20 protein-coding genes are annotated in these 15,782 nt (G+C 66.9%); 14 read left to right on the forward strand and 6 right to left on the reverse strand.

What is annotated here, in order from left to right:
* From QZ755_RS12985 to QZ755_RS13025, 9 genes are all read left to right on the forward strand, one after another.
* On the forward strand, nt 1-671 hold a 671-nt coding region (locus QZ755_RS12985; protein ID WP_294323503.1), incomplete at its 5' end, for a thiolase family protein.
* Nucleotides 671-2,989, forward strand: a complete 2,319-nt coding sequence (locus QZ755_RS12990; protein ID WP_294323735.1) for a 3-hydroxyacyl-CoA dehydrogenase/enoyl-CoA hydratase family protein — start codon at nt 671-673, stop codon at nt 2,987-2,989. The genes QZ755_RS12985 and QZ755_RS12990, both read left to right, overlap by 1 nt.
* Before the next feature lie 271 nt (nt 2,990-3,260).
* Nucleotides 3,261-3,455, forward strand: coding sequence for a hypothetical protein (locus QZ755_RS12995; RefSeq protein ID WP_294323507.1), 195 nt, complete (start codon nt 3,261-3,263; stop codon nt 3,453-3,455).
* Nucleotides 3,456-3,552: 97 nt separating this feature from the next.
* Nucleotides 3,553-3,873 (forward strand): hypothetical protein, encoded by a 321-nt coding sequence (locus QZ755_RS13000; protein ID WP_294323509.1) that lies wholly within the window; start codon nt 3,553-3,555, stop codon nt 3,871-3,873.
* Nucleotides 3,874-3,898: 25 nt separating this feature from the next.
* The gene (locus QZ755_RS13005) at nt 3,899-4,267 is read left to right on the forward strand and encodes a CsbD family protein (RefSeq protein WP_294323513.1); all 369 of its coding nucleotides are present in this window, start codon (nt 3,899-3,901) and stop codon (nt 4,265-4,267) included.
* A 7-nt stretch (nt 4,268-4,274) separates the two neighbouring features.
* Nucleotides 4,275-5,792, forward strand: coding sequence for a PAS domain S-box protein (locus QZ755_RS13010; protein ID WP_294323515.1), 1,518 nt, complete (start codon nt 4,275-4,277; stop codon nt 5,790-5,792).
* Complete coding sequence (locus QZ755_RS13015) at nt 5,789-5,977, forward strand: hypothetical protein (RefSeq protein WP_294323519.1); 189 nt, start codon at nt 5,789-5,791, stop codon at nt 5,975-5,977. Before QZ755_RS13010 ends, QZ755_RS13015 begins: the two co-directional genes overlap by 4 nt.
* Before the next feature lie 39 nt (nt 5,978-6,016).
* A complete protein-coding gene (locus QZ755_RS13020; protein WP_294323522.1) occupies nt 6,017-6,928 on the forward strand; it encodes a hypothetical protein in 912 nt (303 codons plus the stop codon).
* Nucleotides 6,929-6,987: 59 nt separating this feature from the next.
* Entirely contained in the window at nt 6,988-7,128 is a 141-nt protein-coding gene (locus QZ755_RS13025; RefSeq protein ID WP_294323524.1) for an entericidin A/B family lipoprotein, read from the forward strand.
* Nucleotides 7,129-7,247: 119 nt separating this feature from the next.
* Here QZ755_RS13025 and QZ755_RS13030 read toward each other — a convergent pair whose 3' ends face one another.
* Entirely contained in the window at nt 7,248-8,111 is an 864-nt protein-coding gene (locus QZ755_RS13030; protein ID WP_294323529.1) for an LOG family protein, read from the reverse strand.
* 59 nt (nt 8,112-8,170) lie between these two features.
* Nucleotides 8,171-8,857 carry an extensin family protein gene (locus QZ755_RS13035; protein WP_294323534.1) on the reverse strand — a complete coding sequence of 229 codons (687 nt, stop codon included), beginning with the start codon at nt 8,855-8,857 and terminating at the stop codon, nt 8,171-8,173.
* A gap of 211 nt (nt 8,858-9,068) precedes the next feature.
* Between QZ755_RS13035 and QZ755_RS13040 the strand changes: the two genes are divergently transcribed.
* The 3 genes from QZ755_RS13040 to QZ755_RS13050 are packed head-to-tail and all read left to right on the forward strand — an operon-like array spanning nt 9,069 to nt 11,051.
* Nucleotides 9,069-9,722, forward strand: coding sequence for a GntR family transcriptional regulator (locus tag QZ755_RS13040; protein WP_294323537.1), 654 nt, complete (start codon nt 9,069-9,071; stop codon nt 9,720-9,722).
* A gap of 43 nt (nt 9,723-9,765) precedes the next feature.
* On the forward strand, nt 9,766-10,620 hold the full coding sequence (locus QZ755_RS13045; RefSeq protein ID WP_294323540.1) for a PEP-CTERM sorting domain-containing protein: 855 nt from the start codon (nt 9,766-9,768) through the stop codon (nt 10,618-10,620).
* Nucleotides 10,620-11,051: a cytochrome c family protein gene (locus QZ755_RS13050; protein ID WP_294323542.1), complete on the forward strand. Its 432-nt coding sequence runs from the start codon at nt 10,620-10,622 to the stop codon at nt 11,049-11,051. Before QZ755_RS13045 ends, QZ755_RS13050 begins: the two co-directional genes overlap by 1 nt.
* Nucleotides 11,052-11,085: 34 nt before the next feature.
* Here QZ755_RS13050 and ribA read toward each other — a convergent pair whose 3' ends face one another.
* From ribA to glpX, 4 genes are all read right to left on the reverse strand, one after another.
* Entirely contained in the window at nt 11,086-12,147 is a 1,062-nt protein-coding gene (gene ribA, locus QZ755_RS13055) for a GTP cyclohydrolase II (RefSeq protein WP_294323544.1), read from the reverse strand.
* Complete coding sequence (locus tag QZ755_RS13060) at nt 12,144-12,938, reverse strand: exodeoxyribonuclease III (protein ID WP_294323546.1); 795 nt, start codon at nt 12,936-12,938, stop codon at nt 12,144-12,146. The genes ribA and QZ755_RS13060 overlap by 4 nt, the downstream gene beginning before the upstream one ends.
* A 265-nt stretch (nt 12,939-13,203) precedes the next feature.
* Complete coding sequence (locus tag QZ755_RS13065; protein WP_294323549.1) at nt 13,204-13,824, reverse strand: outer membrane lipoprotein carrier protein LolA; 621 nt, start codon at nt 13,822-13,824, stop codon at nt 13,204-13,206.
* A gap of 182 nt (nt 13,825-14,006) precedes the next feature.
* Entirely contained in the window at nt 14,007-14,966 is a 960-nt protein-coding gene (gene glpX, locus QZ755_RS13070; protein WP_294323551.1) for a class II fructose-bisphosphatase, read from the reverse strand.
* A gap of 111 nt (nt 14,967-15,077) precedes the next feature.
* Here glpX and QZ755_RS13075 point away from each other — a divergent pair, with 111 nt between their 5' ends.
* Nucleotides 15,078-15,437 carry a hypothetical protein gene (locus QZ755_RS13075; protein ID WP_294323553.1) on the forward strand — a complete coding sequence of 120 codons (360 nt, stop codon included), beginning with the start codon at nt 15,078-15,080 and terminating at the stop codon, nt 15,435-15,437.
* Nucleotides 15,438-15,494: 57 nt separating this feature from the next.
* Nucleotides 15,495-15,761: a hypothetical protein gene (locus QZ755_RS13080; protein ID WP_294323555.1), complete on the forward strand. Its 267-nt coding sequence runs from the start codon at nt 15,495-15,497 to the stop codon at nt 15,759-15,761.
* Nucleotides 15,762-15,782: the final 21 nt, after the last annotated feature.

The following is a 15,782-nucleotide window of genomic DNA, read 5'->3' on the forward strand; positions in this document are numbered from 1 at the left end:
AGAAGTACCAGATCACCCGCGCCGAGCAGGAGAAGTTCGCGGTCGCCAGCCAGAAGAAGGCCGCCGAGGCGCGCACCGCCGGGCGTCTGGCCGACGAGATCGTGCCGATCCACACCAAGGCGGGCGATGTCACCGAGGACGGGCTGATCCGCCCCGACACCACCGAGGAAGTCCTGTCGGGCTTGAAGCCCGCCTTCGACAAGGATGGCACGGTCACCGCGGGCACCGCTTCGCCGCTGACGGATGGCGCGGCCGCCGTGCTGGTCACTTCGGAAGAGTTTGCAAAGAAGCACGGTCTGAAGATTCTCGCCCGCATCAAGTCGGTCGGCATTTCGGGCTGCGAGCCGGAGACGATGGGTCTCGGCCCGATCGGTTCGTCGAAGAAGGCGCTGGAGCGCGCGGGTATCTCTGCCAGCGACCTCGACGTGGTCGAGATCAACGAAGCCTTTGCCAGCCAGGCGATCGCCTGCATCCGCGACCTCGGCCTGAAGGACGAGACGATCAACAAGGACGGCGGCGCGATCGCGATCGGCCATCCGCTGGGCGCGACCGGCGCGCGCATCGTCGGCAAGGCGGCGGCTCTGCTGGCGCGTGACGGTGGTCAGTACGCGCTCGCCACCCAGTGCATCGGCGGCGGGCAGGGGATCGCTACGGTTCTGGAGCGTGCATGATGGCTGACACGATCAACAAGGTCTGCGTGATCGGTGCAGGCGTGATGGGGGCTGGCATTGCGGCGCAGGTCGCCAATGCCGGTGTGCCCGTCCTGCTGCTCGATATCGTGCCCAAGGACGGCGGTGACCGCGATGCGGTGGCCAAGGGGGCGGTTGCCAAGATGCTCAAGACCGAGCCTGCGCCCTTCATGTCCCCCGCCGCCGCCAAGCTGGTGGAAACCGGCAATATCGAGGATCACCTCGATAAGGTCGCCGAGTGCGATTGGATCGTCGAGGCGGTGGTCGAGCGGCTGGACATCAAGCAGGCACTCTATGCCAAGCTGGAGACGCTGAAGCGTCCCGGCACGGCGGTGTCGTCCAACACCTCGACCATTCCGCTCGGCCATCTGGTCGAGGGGCGGTCGGAGCAGTTCAAAAACGACTTCCTCATCACCCATTTCTTCAACCCCCCGCGCTATATGCGGTTGATCGAGATCGTGACCTCGGTGCACACCGACGCCGGTGTCGCGGCCAAGGTCGAGCAGTTCGTCGACCACCGCATGGGCAAGCGCATCGTCCGCGCCAAGGACACGCCGGGCTTCATCGCCAACCGTATCGGCACCTATTGGCTGGCGGTCGCGATCAACGCGGCGATGGACCTGGGCCTCACGGTCGAGCAGGCCGACCAGATCGGCGGGCGGCCGATGGGCGTGCCCAAGACCGGCATCTTCGGGCTGGTCGATCTGGTCGGCATCGACCTGATGCCATTGTTGTCCAAGAGCCTGTCGGCGACGCTGCCCAAGGGCGATCCCTATTTCGACACGGTGCGGCCGATGCCGCTGGTCGACAAGCTAATCGCCGAGGGGTTCACCGGCCGCAAGGGCAAGGGCGGTTTCTACCGTTTCGACAAGGCGACGCGGACCAAATATGCTATCGACCTCGCCACCGGGGAATATCGCGAACAGCAGACGCCTGCCGACCTGCCCGCCGACGCGGCCAAGGACCTCGGCAAGCTGATCGAACTCGATGGCCCGACCGGCGACTATGCCTGGGCGATCCTCGGCGCGGTGCTGCCCTATGCCGCGATGCTGGTCGGGGAAGCGGCCGACGATATCGTCGCGATCGATGACGCTATGAAGCTCGGCTATAACTGGAAATACGGGCCGTTCGAACTGATCGACCGGATCGGTGCCGCCAAGCTGGCCGCGCGGTCGCGCGCCGAGGGACGTGACGTTCCGGCGATCCTCGACACGGTGGGCGAGCGCAGCTTCTACCGGGTCGAGGGCGGCAAGCGACAGTATCTGACGGTTGATGGCGCCTATGCCGATGTGGTGCGGGGCGACGGTGTGCTGCTGCTGGAGGACGTCAAGCTGCGCTCCGAACCGGTGCTACGCAACGAATCGGCGGCGCTGTGGGATGTCGGCGACGGGGTCGTCTGCTTCGAATTCACCGGCAAGAGCAACGCGCTCGACGACAAGGTGGTCGCGCTGCTGAACGAGACGATCGCGCTCGTCCGCGAGCGGTTCAAGGCGCTGGTGATCTACACCGACGCGGCAAATTTCTCGGTCGGGGCGAACCTGTTCCTCGCGCTATGGGCGGTGAAGTCCGGCGCGTGGGAGCAGATCGAGCAGATGATCGCGGGCGGGCAGGCGACGTTCAAGGCGTTGAAATACGCCCCCTTCCCGGTCGTCGCGGCGCCGGCCGGCATGGCGCTGGGCGGTGGATGCGAGATTTCGCTCCACGCCGATGCGATCCAGGCCCATGCCGAGACCTATATGGGTCTGGTCGAGGCCGGCGCGGGACTGGTGCCCGGATGGGGCGGGCATGGCGAATTGCTCGACCGGATCGCGAAGGCCAAGGGCACCCCGCGCGGGCCGATGCCGGCGGTGGGCGTCGCGTTCGAGACGATCTCGACCGCCAAGGTGTCCAAGTCGGCGGCCGAGGCGCGAGAGCTGCATTTCCTGCGCGCCAGCGACGGCATCACCATGAACCGCGACCGGTTGCTGGCCGATGCCAAGGCCAGGGCGCTGGCGCTGGTCGACGGTTATGCGCCGCCCGAGCCGCCGGTCTATCGCCTGCCGGGCGAGAGCGGCCGGATCGCCATCGCCGACGTCGTGCGCGGCTTCCGGGCGAAGGGGCTAGCGACGCCCTATGACGAGGTGGTGTCGGGCCGCGTCGCCGAGGTGCTGACCGGCGGCGATACCGACATCATCGATGTCGTGACCGAGGAGGAACTGCTGACGCTGGAGCGACGCGTGTTCCTCGACGCGATGCGCGATACGCGGACGCAGGACCGCGTGACCCATGTGCTGCAGACGGGAAAGCCGCTGCGGAATTGATGGGGTCGCTGATTTTGGTGCCTGTCCGTCACCTCGGATCAAGTCCGGGGTGACGTCGTGGTTGGGGTGGCCGGCTCGCCCTTACGTCGTCATTCCCGCGCAGGCGCGGATCCTTTGCCGCTGGCGTTTCGGAAAGAGGCTGGACGTTGGTGGGTATGGCCTCTCGCCTTCGCGGAGTGACGAAGCGGGCGCAAAGCAGGTGCCGAACAACCATAGTGACCGGTACTTCTGCATCATGGCCGGAACGGTGCCGGACCGATACGATCACGCCATGTCCCACATCGCCCGCCAAGCAGACCCGCTCCTGTCCGCCACCGAAGAACGTGCGTATCTGCTCGGTCGGGCGGAAGTACATCGGCAACTAGCTGAAAATACCACCGAAATAGAAATACGTGCGATTCATTTGCGCATGTCGCGGCTATACGCCGAACAGGCTGCGCTGATCGTCATGGTACTTTCGGACTAGGCGATCCCGCAAAGATACCAGGAACGTTAGTCCTACCGGTCGGTTGATGCGCCCTGACCGGTCGCGCCCCTGCGGCCGTGTCGTGGGAGACCGGTCCATGAAGGCAGTTGCGCTTACCCTGCTCGGCACGCTGGCGCTCGGCGCCTGTGCTGCGCCCGCGACGCGTATCTCGACCGGGCTCCAGCGCTATGGGCTGGACAATGCCCGTGCCGATTGCGTCGGTACGCGCCTGCAGGGCGACCTGTCGCTCGGCCAGCTGCAACAGCTCGGCCGTGCCGCCGCCGCTTACAAGAAGGACGATCCCAATCCGGCCACGCTGACGGTCGGCGACCTCGTGCGCGTGGCGGGCGAGATCAAGGACCCGGCGATCGCGCTGGCGGTCGGCAAGGCTGCTGCGGGCTGCAACGTCCTGCCCTGATCCCCACTCGATTCGAAAGGACAGCATGATGAACAAGGATGAATTCGAAGGCGGCGTCCGCTATGCCACCGGCAAGGTCGAAAAGACCGTCGGCGATGTCGTCGATCATCGCGGCCTGCAGACCGACGGCGTCGTCGATCAGGTCGCGGGCGGCGCGCAGCACAGCTATGGCCGCGTCCGTGCGATCATCGAGGATGCGATCGACAGCGCCCCCGCGCTGGCCGACGAAGCCCGTGCCAAGCTGAAGACCGCCGGCCGTCAGGTCGCCGACCAGGCGCAGAAGGGCGGCAAGGCCGCGCAGCGTACCGTCGAAGACAGCCCGCTGCTGTGGGCGGCCGGCGCGGCGATCATCGGCTATGGCCTCGCATGGCTGCTGCACGGGCGTCGCGGCTGATCGCGCGATGGACGAGGCTGCGTTCAAGACCCTGCGTGAGACCGCCGATCTGCGCCACCTGCGCCAGATCGTCGCGGGCCTCGACGAGGGGGTGATCCTGATCGACCCCGATCAGAGCCTGCTGTGGGCGAATGATGCCGCGCTGGCGATGCACGGGGTCGGCGACATCGCCGAACTGGGCGCGACGGTCGAGGAATACCGATCGCGGTTCCAGCTGCGCTATCGCAACAACCACCGGCTCGAAGCGGACGATTATCCGCTGGAGCGGGTGGTGGCGGGCGACAAATTCTCCGAAGTGGTGGTCGAGGTGACCGTCGCGGGCGAGGACGAACCGCGTTGGGTCCATCAGGTACGCAACCTCGTGCTGAACGACAGCGACGATGGCGAACCCGCCTGTCTGGTGCTGATCGTGCAGGACGTGTCGGAACGCTATGCGGCGGAGGACCGGTTCGAACAATCGTTCAATGCCAACCCTGCGCCGGCCGTCATCTGCCGCCTGAGCGACCTGAAATTCGTGAAGGTCAATCAGGGGTTTCTCGACATGACCGGGTTCGACCGCGACCAGGTGCTGTCGAAGACGGTGTACGACATCGACGTGCTGCGCGATGCGGACCGGCGCGATCTGGCGAAGGAGCGGCTTGGCGAAGGGCGCACCATCCCGCAGATGGAAGCCGAACTGGAGCTGCCGGGTGGCGGGACCCGGCTGGTCATCGTCGCGGGGCAGCCGATCGACATGGGCGAGCAGCCCTGCATGTTGTTCACCTTCGCCGACCTCGAACCGCGCCGCACCGCACAGGCGGCGCTGCACCATAGCGAGGACCGTTTCACCCGGATGTTCCAGCTGGCACCGGTGCCGATGGCGATCGGCGCGCGCGACGGGCATCTGCTGTGCGAGGTGAATGCCAGCTTCACCGCGATGACCGGCTATGCGGCGTCCGAGATCATCGGCCGGCCGCTGGGTGAGGTCGAGCTGTGGGAAAGCAGCGAGATCCGCAGCGTGATCGAACGGTCGATCGACAATGGTCACGACCTGCGCGGCTATGAAGCGCGGATTCACGCCAGGGACGGCGCGATGATCGACTGCCTGATCGCGACCGAGGCGATCCGCCTCGGCGACGATGCCTGTGTGCTGTGGGCGTTCCAAGACATCACCCAGCGCAAGGCGACCGAGCTGGAACTAGTCGAGGCGATCGAGGCGGTGATGAAGGACACCAGCTGGTTCAGCCGGTCGATCATGGAAAAGCTGGCGAGACTGCGCACGCCGCAGGCGGCGAATGACGGCCCCGGTCTCGACGACCTGACCCCGCGCGAACGCGAGGTGCTGGCGCTGATCTGCCGCGGGTATGACGACAAGACGATCGCGCGGACGCTGGATGTCGCGAGCAATACCGTGCGCAACCATGTCGCGCGCATCTACGCCAAAATCGGCGTCAACCGCCGCATTGCCGCCGTCGCCTGGGCACGGGCGCGGGGCTTCGACGGCGATACGCTGGACCGGCCAACGGATCAGGAGGTCGCACCATGACCGGACAGGACGATCGATCGCCCGACGAAAAGGCGAAGGCCACCGCGAAGACAAAGGCATCGGTGCTGGAGGCGATCGGTACGCTGATTGGCGACGACGCCGCCCGCCGCGACGGGGCCAAACAGAAACAGTCGCCGGACGCCACGAAGCCGGACGCAGCAGAGGATGGGAAGGGAGAGCGCTGATCCGGCGCCCCGACCCGCAGGAATTCAACAGGAGATATCATGGCTATCAATGTTACCAACGGCCTTGCGCCGATCGATGAGACGCGCGTGGGCAAGACCGCGACGCGGCTGTCATGGGGGGCGGTCCTTGCCGGCGTCGTCATCGCGATCGCGGTGCAGCTGGTGCTTGGCATCCTCGGCGCCGGGATCGGGCTGACGATGGTTGATCCGGTGGAGGGTACCACGCCGGGCGCGGCCGGGTTCGGCATCGGCGCAGGAATCTACTGGCTGATCACCACCGTCATCGCGCTGGGCGCGGGGGGCTATGCCGCCGCGCGCGTCGCGGGCGTGCAGGAACGCTTCGACGCGCTGGTCCACGGGCTGGTCGTGTGGGGCGTCACGCTGATCCTGACGCTGTACCTGCTGACCTCGGCGGTCGGCGGCATCATCGGCGGTGCGTTCCGCACGGTGGGCGCGGTCGCGGGCACGGCGGGCAGCGCGGTCGGCGCCGCAGCCTCGGTCGCACCGGTCGCCGCATCGGCCGCCGGGGTCGACGGGCAGGACGTGAAGGAAGCCGCGCGCGACGTGCGCAGCGAAGCCGCCGCCTATCTGTCGGACGCGCCCAATGATCCGGCGCAGATGACCCCGGAACAGGCGCAGGCGGAAATCGCGAAGCAGCTGCCCGCGCTCGCCCGTGGCGGTGCCGAAGGCCAGCAGGCCGAAAGCCGCATCGTCGATGTCGTCGCCGCCCAGCGCAAGATCAGCCGCCCTGAGGCACAGGCTCAGGTGACTCGCGCCAAGGCGCAGTTCGTTCAGACCAAGAACGAGACAATCGCCACCGCCAAGTCGGCCACCGACAAGGCCGCCGGTGCCGCAGCGGGTACGTCGTTCGTCCTGGTCATCGCGCTGTTGATCGGTGCGGCTGCTGCAGGTTTCGGTGCAACCGCGGCGACCCGTCGTCGGTTACGCTGAGTGTACGCGGCGGGCCGGCGTATCGGGCCCACCGCATTTTTTCGGATGGGAGAAACGACATGACGAAGAAGATCGCCCTCGGCCTCGTTCTGGCCGCCTCTGTATCGCTCGGCGCCTGCAACACCGTGAACGGTGCGGGCAAGGACCTGCGCTCGGCCGGTTCGGCGGTGTCGGGCGCCTCGGGCCAGGAAAAGAAGTAAGCCGGCGGACCGCCCGATCGGGTGGTCGGCCCCGGACAGGGAAACGGCGCGGTGGCTATCCACCGCGCCGTTTTCCATTGGTCGCCGCCGTAGTTCTCCGCAGCGGCAGGGGAATACCCCTATTTGCGGTTCTCGTAGAACGCCTTGACCACGTTCCACCCTTCCTCCGCCGTTTCGACGAAGGTGATGAGGTCGAGGTCGCGTTCGGAAATGACGCCTTCCTCGACCAGCGCGTCCCAGTTCACGACCCGTTCCCAGAATTCGCGGCCATAGAACAGCACCGGGATCGGTTCGATCTTTCCGGTCTGGATCAGGGTCAGCAGTTCGAAGCTTTCGTCGAACGTGCCGAAACCGCCGGGAAACACCGCCACCGCGCGCGCGCGCAACAGGAAGTGCATCTTGCGCAGCGCGAAATAATGGAACTGCATCGACAGCGCCGGGGTGACATAGGGGTTCGGCGCCTGTTCGTGCGGCAGGACGATGTTCAGGCCGATCGATTCGGCGCCCGCTTCGTTGGCACCGCGATTGGCGGCTTCCATGATCGACGGGCCGCCGCCCGAACAGACGACGAAGTGGCGCTTGCCGTTGACGTCATCGGGGAACTGGCTGGCGTTGAAGGCCAGTTCGCGCGCCACATCGTAATAATGCGACTTCGCGACGATCCGCTCGGCGATCGCGCGCGACTTGTCGTCCTGCGCCAGGTCGAGCAGCATCTCGGCCTTTTCGGGTTCGGGAATCCGCGCCGAGCCATAGATGACGAAGGTCGAGGCGATGTTCGCCTCGTCGAGCAGCAGAGAGGGCTTGAGCAGCTCCAGCTGGAACCGCACCGGCCGCAAATCCTCGCGCAGCAGGAATTCCATGTCCTGGAACGCCAGTCGATAGGCGGGATGTTCGGTCTGGGGGGTCGACAGCTGCGTGCGGGCGGCTTCGGCTTCCTGCTTGGCCCCGCGGAACACGCGGGACGGTACTTTTGTATCGGTCATAGGTGACAGGGTTGTAAGCAGACCTGCCGGACGCGGCAAGCGGGATGCATCGGCGTCTGTCAGCGGCACAATGGCCGCCCGCCCATGTCGAAATGGAAGTGATTGCGGTGCGCGGCGTTATAGTCGGGGCCAAGCGTGGTGACGAAGCGCTTGCAGGCCGAACGATGCACGATGCGCAGGAATTCGCGCACCTGTGGGTCGTCGCTGTTCCAGTCGCGCTCCAGCACGATCCGCCGCCCGTCGGCCAGCGTGAAGCCGCCGATGTCGACGGCATTGGCAAGGCCGTGTTCCGACACCCGCCCGGCCGATCGCGGCCCGCCGCCGATGATGCCGCGACAGACATAGGTGCCATAGCTGTCGATCTTCACGACCTCGCTGCCCAATATCTGTCGCGCCGCCGGGCGTACGCCGTACCGGACCCAGCCGACCAGCGCGCGGGCGGCGGGGCAGCGAATCGCCTTCAGCCCCGCGACGGGCACGCCGATATCGAGCAGTTGCACCGCGCCCAGCACGACGCAGCCCGACCCGTAATCTCGATCGGGCAGCGGGCTGAACCGCACATCGGCCTTCGACAGATCGGCGAAACATTGCTGTGTATCGCGCGGCGTCTGCCCCGGCAGCGTCGCCGCACCGGACGGACGCGGTGCGACGGGGCGGGGCGGCGGCGGCGCGTCGCGGCGTTCGCCCCCGAGACAGGCGGACAGCAGCAGCAACGACAACAGGACCGACCGGGGGAACGCAACCATCGATCGCCACCGTTCCACGCCGCCCGGCCGGTCACAAGGCGTCGTGCGTCCAGTCGTGCAATCGATGCGAACAGCCCTTTTGGGTAACCGCTGTCACGAAGGGATTGCTTGCACTAGTATTTTTTGAATATGTACTACTTTCGAATGACCCGGTGACGGGCGACACCTCCCCGTGATCCGGCAACGGACCGGCTCGCACAAGGAATGCAGCGTGACCATCGTCGTTCGAACCCTGTCCGATCGTGTGTTCGAAATCGTCCGGGAACGTATCGTCAGCGGCGCGCTGCCCGAAACCGTGCCGATCCGGCAGGATGCGCTGGCCAGCGAACTGGGCGTCAGCAAGATTCCGCTGCGCGAGGCGCTGGCCCGGCTGGAACAGGAAGGGCTGGTCGCGGGACAGGCCAATCGCGGCTATACCGTGCGGCCGATGTCGGCGTTGCAGGCCGAGGAAATCTACGAACTGCGCATCGCGGTCGAACCGAGTGCCGCCGCCTATGCCGCGCGCCATGCCGACGATCATTATCGCGCGGCAGCGATCGAGGCGTTCGACCGGCTGCCCGAACGGGTGGAGGGCGATCTGCTCGATGCGGCGGCGCGCAACCGGGCGTTCCACGCCGCGCTGGTCGCGGCGGCAGGCCGCGACCTGACCATCGACTTGGTACAGCGCCTGTCGGTCCTCGCCGAACGCTATGTCGTCGCCCATCTGCGGCCGGCCGGTCGCGGCAGCCGGGCGCAGGACGAACATCGCGCCTTGCTGGAAGCGTGGCTGGCGCGCGATGCCGATGCGGTCCACACCATGCTGACCCGGCACCTGACCGCGACGATCGAGGATCTGCGCAGCGAATTCGCCGCCGCCGCCGCCTGATCGCGGGGTGGGCGATCCGGCCCCGATCCGGTATGGCGACATCATGGTTCGCTTTCTCTCCGGCATCGCCGCGCTGCTCCTGTTCGCGGCACCCGCCACGGCCCGCGACATCCTGTTCGTCGGCAACAGCTTCACCTTCGGCGCGGGGTCGCCGGTCGAACGCTATCGCCCGGACAGCGTGACCGACCTCAACCACGAAGGCATTGGCGGCGTGCCCGCGTTGTTTCGCAGCTTTGCCGAGCAGGCCGGGCTGGACTGGACCGTCTCGCTCGAAACCTCGCCGGGCAAGGATCTGGCGTTCCATTACGCGAACAAGCGCGCGGCGATCGATCGCCGCTGGGACGTGGTGATCCTGCAGGGCTATTCCACGCTGGATGCGCAGAACCCCGGCGATCCGACGCGGCACGGCATTGCCGCGGGGCAGTTGGCTGCGCTGGTCCATGCGCGCAATCCGCAGGCGTCGGTGAAGCTGGTCGAAACCTGGTCGCGCGCCGACCTGACCTATCGCCCCGGCAGCCGCTGGTCGGGCAAGCCGATTGCGGCGATGGCGCAGGACCTCGCCGCCGCGAACCGCCGCGTCGCGCGGACCACGCGCGGCATATCGGGCACGATTCCGGTCGGATCGGCATGGAACCGCGCGATCGCGACCGGGGTCGCCGATGCGAACCCGTATGACGGGATCGATCCGGGCAAGCTGGGCCTGTGGGCCGACGACCAGTATCACGGCAGCAGCGCGGGCTATTATCTGGAAGCGCTGACCATTTTCGGCCGGGTGACCGGCTATGACGTCCGCCGCCTGGGCGCGAAGGAACGGTCGGCCGCCGATCTCGGCCTGACGGGGCAGCAGGCGACCGCGCTCCAGCGGATCGCATGGGAAACGCTGCGCCGGAACCGCTGATGCGGCGGCTGCTACCGGGCGTGCTGTTGCTGCTGGCCGGCTGTGGCGGCGGGGATGCCGACCGGGCCGGGCGTCTGCATCGCGCCGGGCCGAATCCCGATTTAGCCACCTTGTTGCGTGTCGCCGATGTCGATGCCGGGCGGCGTGCCTTCGGCCAATGCGCCGCGTGCCACACCATCGGCACGGGCGGGCAGTCGCTGGCCGGACCGAACCTGCATGGCGTGATGGGGCGCAGGGTCGCGAGCAACCCCCGCTTCGGCTATACCCAGGCGCTGATCGACCATGGCGGACGGTGGGACGCCGCGCGGATGGATGCGTGGCTGGCCGCGCCGATGCAGGTCGTGCCGGGCACGCGCATGGCATTCGCCGGAGTGCGCGATCCGATGGAGCGGGCCGACCTGATCGCCTATCTACAATCGGAAGGCCGTTAGGGCGCGCCCGCCCCCTCCCGCCAGGGGGAAGACCCTATAACTGATGCCCCGTCCGGTCGCGCTTGGTCGCGAGATAGCGTTCGTTGTGCGGATTGGCCGGCAACTGGTGGGCGACCCGTTCGATCACACCGATCCCGGTCGCCTCCAGCCCGGCGACCTTGGCCGGGTTGTTGGTCAGCAACCGTACCTGCCGCTGGCCGAGCAGGCTTAGCATCCGCCCGGCCACCCCGAAATCGCGCGCATCGATGGCGAAGCCCAGCCGCGTATTGGCATCGACCGTGTCGAACCCCTGATCCTGCAACGCATAGGCGCGCAGCTTGTTGACCAGGCCGATCCCGCGCCCTTCCTGTCGCAGGTACAGCAGGATGCCCCAGCTCGCGTGCGATATGGCGTGGATCGCGGCGTGCAGCTGCGGCCCGCAATCGCATTTCAGGCTGCCCAGTACATCACCGGTCAGGCATTCGCTGTGCAGCCGGACCAATGGCGGCCGGCCATCGGGCTGACCGATGATCAGCGCGACATGCTCGCCCGCCGCATCGGGCGTGCGGAACGCGACGATCTCACTCTGTTCGGCTCCCGCCACCGGCAGTTTCGCGCGTGCGACGATCGCCAGCCGGTTCGCATCCTCATGCGCGTCGATCGCCGCCGGGGTGATCGTCACCTCCGCGCCGACGCCCCCGGCGAAAAAGGCCGGCAGCAGCCCGGCGATCCGGGCGAGGCGCAGTGCAGCGGCGGCGGCGACGGGTGCGGGCGACCCGAACCCGCGAAACGGCCCCTTCATCGGCGTGGCCAAGTCGAGCTGCGGATCGGCGAGCGCGGTCGCGGCGGCGAAGTCGGTCCACGCCTCGCGCCGGATCGACACCGGCTGGTCGGGTTCGGCCGCCGCGCTCTGGTTGACGATGCGCAGCGTCTCCGCCCGCCCGAACGACAACAGGATATGCGCCGTACCCGCCGGATCGAACGCCTCCAGCCGTTCGGCGTCCGCCGTTTCGATCGGCAACAGCGTCAGCGGCGGCTCACCCGGCGCATGGATCGCGATCGCCCAGCCGCGCCGCAGCGCGTCGATCGCGCGGGCGACATCGCGGGTCTCGCTCAAAACGCGAACTCGGTCACGATCGGGATATGGTCGCTGGGCTTCAGCCAGCTGCGCGCGTCCTCATGCACGCGATGCGCCGTCGCCCTGGCCGCCACGTCGCGGCTGGACCACATATGGTCGAGCCGCCGTCCGCGATCGGATGCCGCCCAGTCCTTTGCGCGGTAGCTCCACCAGGTGAACAGCCGCGCAGGCGCCGGCACGAACTGCCGACCCAGATCGACCCAGTCGTTCGCCGCCTTCAGCCGCCCAAGCGCCTCGACCTCGACCGGCGTATGGCTAACGACATCGAGCAGCTGCTTGTGGCTCCACACATCGCTTTCCAGCGGCGCGATGTTGAAGTCGCCGACCAGCAATGTGGGAATGCCCGACAGCCCGGCGGACCACTGGGTCATCCGTTCGATGAAATCCAGCTTCTGACCGAATTTCGGGTTCACCTCACGGTCGGGCACGTCACCGCCCGCCGGGATATACACGTTCTCGATGCGCAGGCCATTGGCCAGCCGCACACCGATATGCCGCGCCTCGCCATTGGCCTGCCAGTCTAGCCGGTCATCCTCGGCCAGCGGCAGCTTCGACACGACCGCCACCCCGTGGTGCATCCGCTGGCCGTTGATCGCGATATGGGTATAGCCCAGTCGGCGGAGCGGATCGTGCGGGAAATCCTGGTTCACGACCTTCGTTTCCTGCAGGCACAGGACATCGGGTTGCGCCTCGCGCAGGAATTTCTCGACGATGTCCATGCGGAAGCGGACGGAATTGATGTTCCACGAAGCGACCGAAAGCGTGTCCATGGCCAACGCCTGTATCGCCGCAAATCCAGTCGCGCCAGATGGTCGCTGGCTCCAAAACGGAAAGGCCCCCGCTCCGGGGGCATGGAGCGAGGGCCGACCTAGCGTTGGTCACGCAGGCGGGCGTTGGAGACCCGGGCAACAGGGGGGAAAATCCCGGACGCGCCCCAACGCCGCAAGGACATGCATAGGATCAGAAACCTGTCGCCAAGATGAACGTCATGCGTATTTTTTGGAATTTGCCCATATTGCCCACCAGTGAATCGCGTCAGCGCCGCACGCGCCGCGGTTCGTTGAAGCGGAAGGCGTTGTCGGCGACCGGCACATTGAACTGCTGGTTGGTCAGCCGGACCGTCGTGCGATTCGCCTGCGCATCGAGTGCGACCCAACCCTGCAGCATCAGCCCGGCCGGCGCCGATGCCTGTCGTGCAAAGATCATGGTGATCCGGCCATATTCGGGCCGTTTGGGATCATAGGCCTCGACGCTGACGATCCGCGGATCGCTCGACGGCACGACCTTGGTGAATTTCGACGCGTCGCGATCAGGGTTGAGCAGGATGCCGAGCGGCGAGTTGCCAATCGGCCAGCGCTGCTTCTGACCGACCTGATAGTCGAGGAAGTAGAGCGACTTGCCATCCGACACGAGCAGGATCGGCACGCCCTTTTCATATTGGAACCGAATCTTGCCCGGCTTCTTCAGCGTCAATTGCCCGGTCAGCACCCGCCCGTTGCGGTCGGTCTGCGTGAAGTTCGCGGTCATGGTCTGTGTCGCCGCCAGATGCCGCTGGACCGACGCGAGGTCGTTCTGCGGTGCCTGTGCGTACAGGGCGACGGGGGCGGCAAGGGCGAACGCGAGCGCAAGCGGGCGAATGGGAGTTCTCCAGATCATGGGGCACGGGTAGGATCGGCGCATTGAACGCGGCGTGAACCCATGGGTTGCGCCGACCAGACAGCACCGATGCGCGTACCCCCGCGCAGGCGGGGGTCCAGAGCCGATAACGCACCGCTGCGTATGGAACCCTGGACCCCCGCCTGCGCGGGGGTACGAAATGGGCGAGTAGCGATCGCCCCTTACAGCCGATGCTCGCCCTTTACCCAGCGTACCGTGCCCGAGCTGGCGCGCATCACGACGCTTTCGGTGGTCATCTTGCCCGGCATCCGCTTCACGCCGGCCAGCAGCGACCCGTCGGTAACCCCGGTCGCGGCAAAGATGCAGTCGCCGCGCGCCAGTTCGGTCAGGTCATATTGCTTGTCGAGGTCGGTCACGCCCCATTTCGCGGCGCGGGCGCGTTCGTCGTCGTTGCGGAAGACCAGCCGCCCCTTGAACTGCCCGCCGGTGCAGCGCAGCGCGGCGGCGGCCAGCACGCCCTCCGGCGCGCCGCCCTGGCCCATATACAGGTCGATGGTGGTGTCGGGATCGCTGGTCGCGATGACGCCGGCCACGTCGCCGTCGCCGATCAGCATCACGCCGCACCCGACCGCGCGCAGCTCGGCGATCATCGCTTCGTGGCGGGGACGGTTGAGGACGCAGACGATGATGTCGTGCGGATCGACGCCCTTGGCCTTGGCCACCGCCTTCACATTCTCGGTCGGCGACTTGTCGAGGTCGATGATCCCGGCCGGATAGCCCGGACCGCACGCGATCTTGTCCATATAGACGTCGGGCGCGTTCAGCAGGCCGCCCTTTTCGGCGATCGCCAGCACCGCGAGGCTGTTCGGGCCGGCGGTGGCGCAGATCGTCGTGCCCTCCAGCGGGTCGAGCGCGATGTCGATCTCGGGACCCTTGCCCAGGCCCACCTTCTCGCCGATGAACAGCATCGGTGCCTCGTCGCGTTCACCCTCGCCGATGACGACGGTGCCGTCCATATAGAGTTCGTTCAATGCGGCGCGCATCGCTTCCACGGCGGCGGCATCGGCGGCCTTTTCGTCGCCCCGCCCGACCAGCGTCGACGCGGCGATCGCCGCCGCTTCGGTGACCCGCACCATTTCGAGGACGAGGACGCGATCTAGGGTGTTGCTGTCAGGCTGCATTGGACGAAGCTCCTGGCCGTTAAACGGATTAAACGCGCGATAGGCGACCTGCCCTTGCCGGGCAAGCCATGTTGTGGATAACCCTGCGGTTCGGTTGCGAAAGGCACGGGCATGACGGCATGGATGGTGTTGGCGGCGATGGCGCAGGATGGCAGCGCGGCATCGGCGATGATCGATCGCGCACGCTCGCTGACACAGGTCGTCCAGCCGTGCCGCACCGATGCTGAGCCGGACGAGATCGTAGTATGCGCCGCGCGGCACGCCGACCGGTTCCGCGTGCCGCTGGTAACTCCACCGGCGGAGGGCGATCCGAAGGCGATCGATGCGCTGGGTGAGCGGGAACGGCTGCTGGCGGTACCGCAACCGGCGTGCGGCACAGCCGCGTTCCTGCAAGGCTGCGGCTTTGTCGGGGTGACGGCATCGACGCGCAAGGGCGGCACCATCGGCCGGGCGCGCCCTTTGGCGCGATAGCAACCAAAGGCGCCACAAGGCGTTCGGAACGAACGATCTTTCAGGGGGAATGCGCCGATGTCGCTATGGTTGGTCCTGCTCATGGCACAGGCGGCGCCGGCGCCGGTAAAGCTCGGCATCGCCGATCCGGTCAACTGCGTCGTAACGCCCCGCGCACTGGGGTGTCCCGAACGAAAGAACGACCGCTATCGACTCGACGACGACACCCCCCTCTTCGATCGCAAGGCGGATGGATTGCAGCAGGGAACGCCGCGCTGCGGACTGATGGGAATGCCCGTTTGCCCCAGCAACGGGCGACCGATCCTGACCAGTCGCCAGCAATAGCGCGGGGCGGGATACCGCCCC

The sequence above is a fragment of the uncultured Sphingomonas sp. genome (assembly GCF_913776855.1).
In the GTDB taxonomy this organism is placed as follows: domain Bacteria; phylum Pseudomonadota; class Alphaproteobacteria; order Sphingomonadales; family Sphingomonadaceae; genus Sphingomonas.

What these genes read in the sequence shown, in the direction of transcription:
- QZ755_RS12990 (WP_294323735.1), top strand. Translation starts at nt 671, where the DNA reads ATGGCTGACACGATCAACAAGGTCTGCGTGATCGGTGCAGGCGTGATG.
- QZ755_RS12995 (WP_294323507.1), top strand. Translation starts at nt 3,261, where the DNA reads ATGTCCCACATCGCCCGCCAAGCAGACCCGCTCCTGTCCGCCACCGAA.
- QZ755_RS13000 (WP_294323509.1), top strand. Translation starts at nt 3,553, where the DNA reads ATGAAGGCAGTTGCGCTTACCCTGCTCGGCACGCTGGCGCTCGGCGCC.
- QZ755_RS13005 (WP_294323513.1), top strand. Translation starts at nt 3,899, where the DNA reads ATGATGAACAAGGATGAATTCGAAGGCGGCGTCCGCTATGCCACCGGC.
- QZ755_RS13010 (WP_294323515.1), top strand. Translation starts at nt 4,275, where the DNA reads ATGGACGAGGCTGCGTTCAAGACCCTGCGTGAGACCGCCGATCTGCGC.
- QZ755_RS13015 (WP_294323519.1), top strand. Translation starts at nt 5,789, where the DNA reads ATGACCGGACAGGACGATCGATCGCCCGACGAAAAGGCGAAGGCCACC.
- QZ755_RS13020 (WP_294323522.1), top strand. Translation starts at nt 6,017, where the DNA reads ATGGCTATCAATGTTACCAACGGCCTTGCGCCGATCGATGAGACGCGC.
- QZ755_RS13025 (WP_294323524.1), top strand. Translation starts at nt 6,988, where the DNA reads ATGACGAAGAAGATCGCCCTCGGCCTCGTTCTGGCCGCCTCTGTATCG.
- QZ755_RS13030 (WP_294323529.1), bottom strand. Translation starts at nt 8,111, where the DNA reads ATGACCGATACAAAAGTACCGTCCCGCGTGTTCCGCGGGGCCAAGCAG.
- QZ755_RS13035 (WP_294323534.1), bottom strand. Translation starts at nt 8,857, where the DNA reads ATGGTTGCGTTCCCCCGGTCGGTCCTGTTGTCGTTGCTGCTGCTGTCC.
- QZ755_RS13045 (WP_294323540.1), top strand. Translation starts at nt 9,766, where the DNA reads ATGGTTCGCTTTCTCTCCGGCATCGCCGCGCTGCTCCTGTTCGCGGCA.
- QZ755_RS13050 (WP_294323542.1), top strand. Translation starts at nt 10,620, where the DNA reads ATGCGGCGGCTGCTACCGGGCGTGCTGTTGCTGCTGGCCGGCTGTGGC.
- QZ755_RS13060 (WP_294323546.1), bottom strand. Translation starts at nt 12,938, where the DNA reads ATGGACACGCTTTCGGTCGCTTCGTGGAACATCAATTCCGTCCGCTTC.
- QZ755_RS13065 (WP_294323549.1), bottom strand. Translation starts at nt 13,824, where the DNA reads ATGATCTGGAGAACTCCCATTCGCCCGCTTGCGCTCGCGTTCGCCCTT.
- glpX (WP_294323551.1), bottom strand. Translation starts at nt 14,966, where the DNA reads ATGCAGCCTGACAGCAACACCCTAGATCGCGTCCTCGTCCTCGAAATG.
- QZ755_RS13075 (WP_294323553.1), top strand. Translation starts at nt 15,078, where the DNA reads ATGACGGCATGGATGGTGTTGGCGGCGATGGCGCAGGATGGCAGCGCG.
- QZ755_RS13080 (WP_294323555.1), top strand. Translation starts at nt 15,495, where the DNA reads ATGTCGCTATGGTTGGTCCTGCTCATGGCACAGGCGGCGCCGGCGCCG.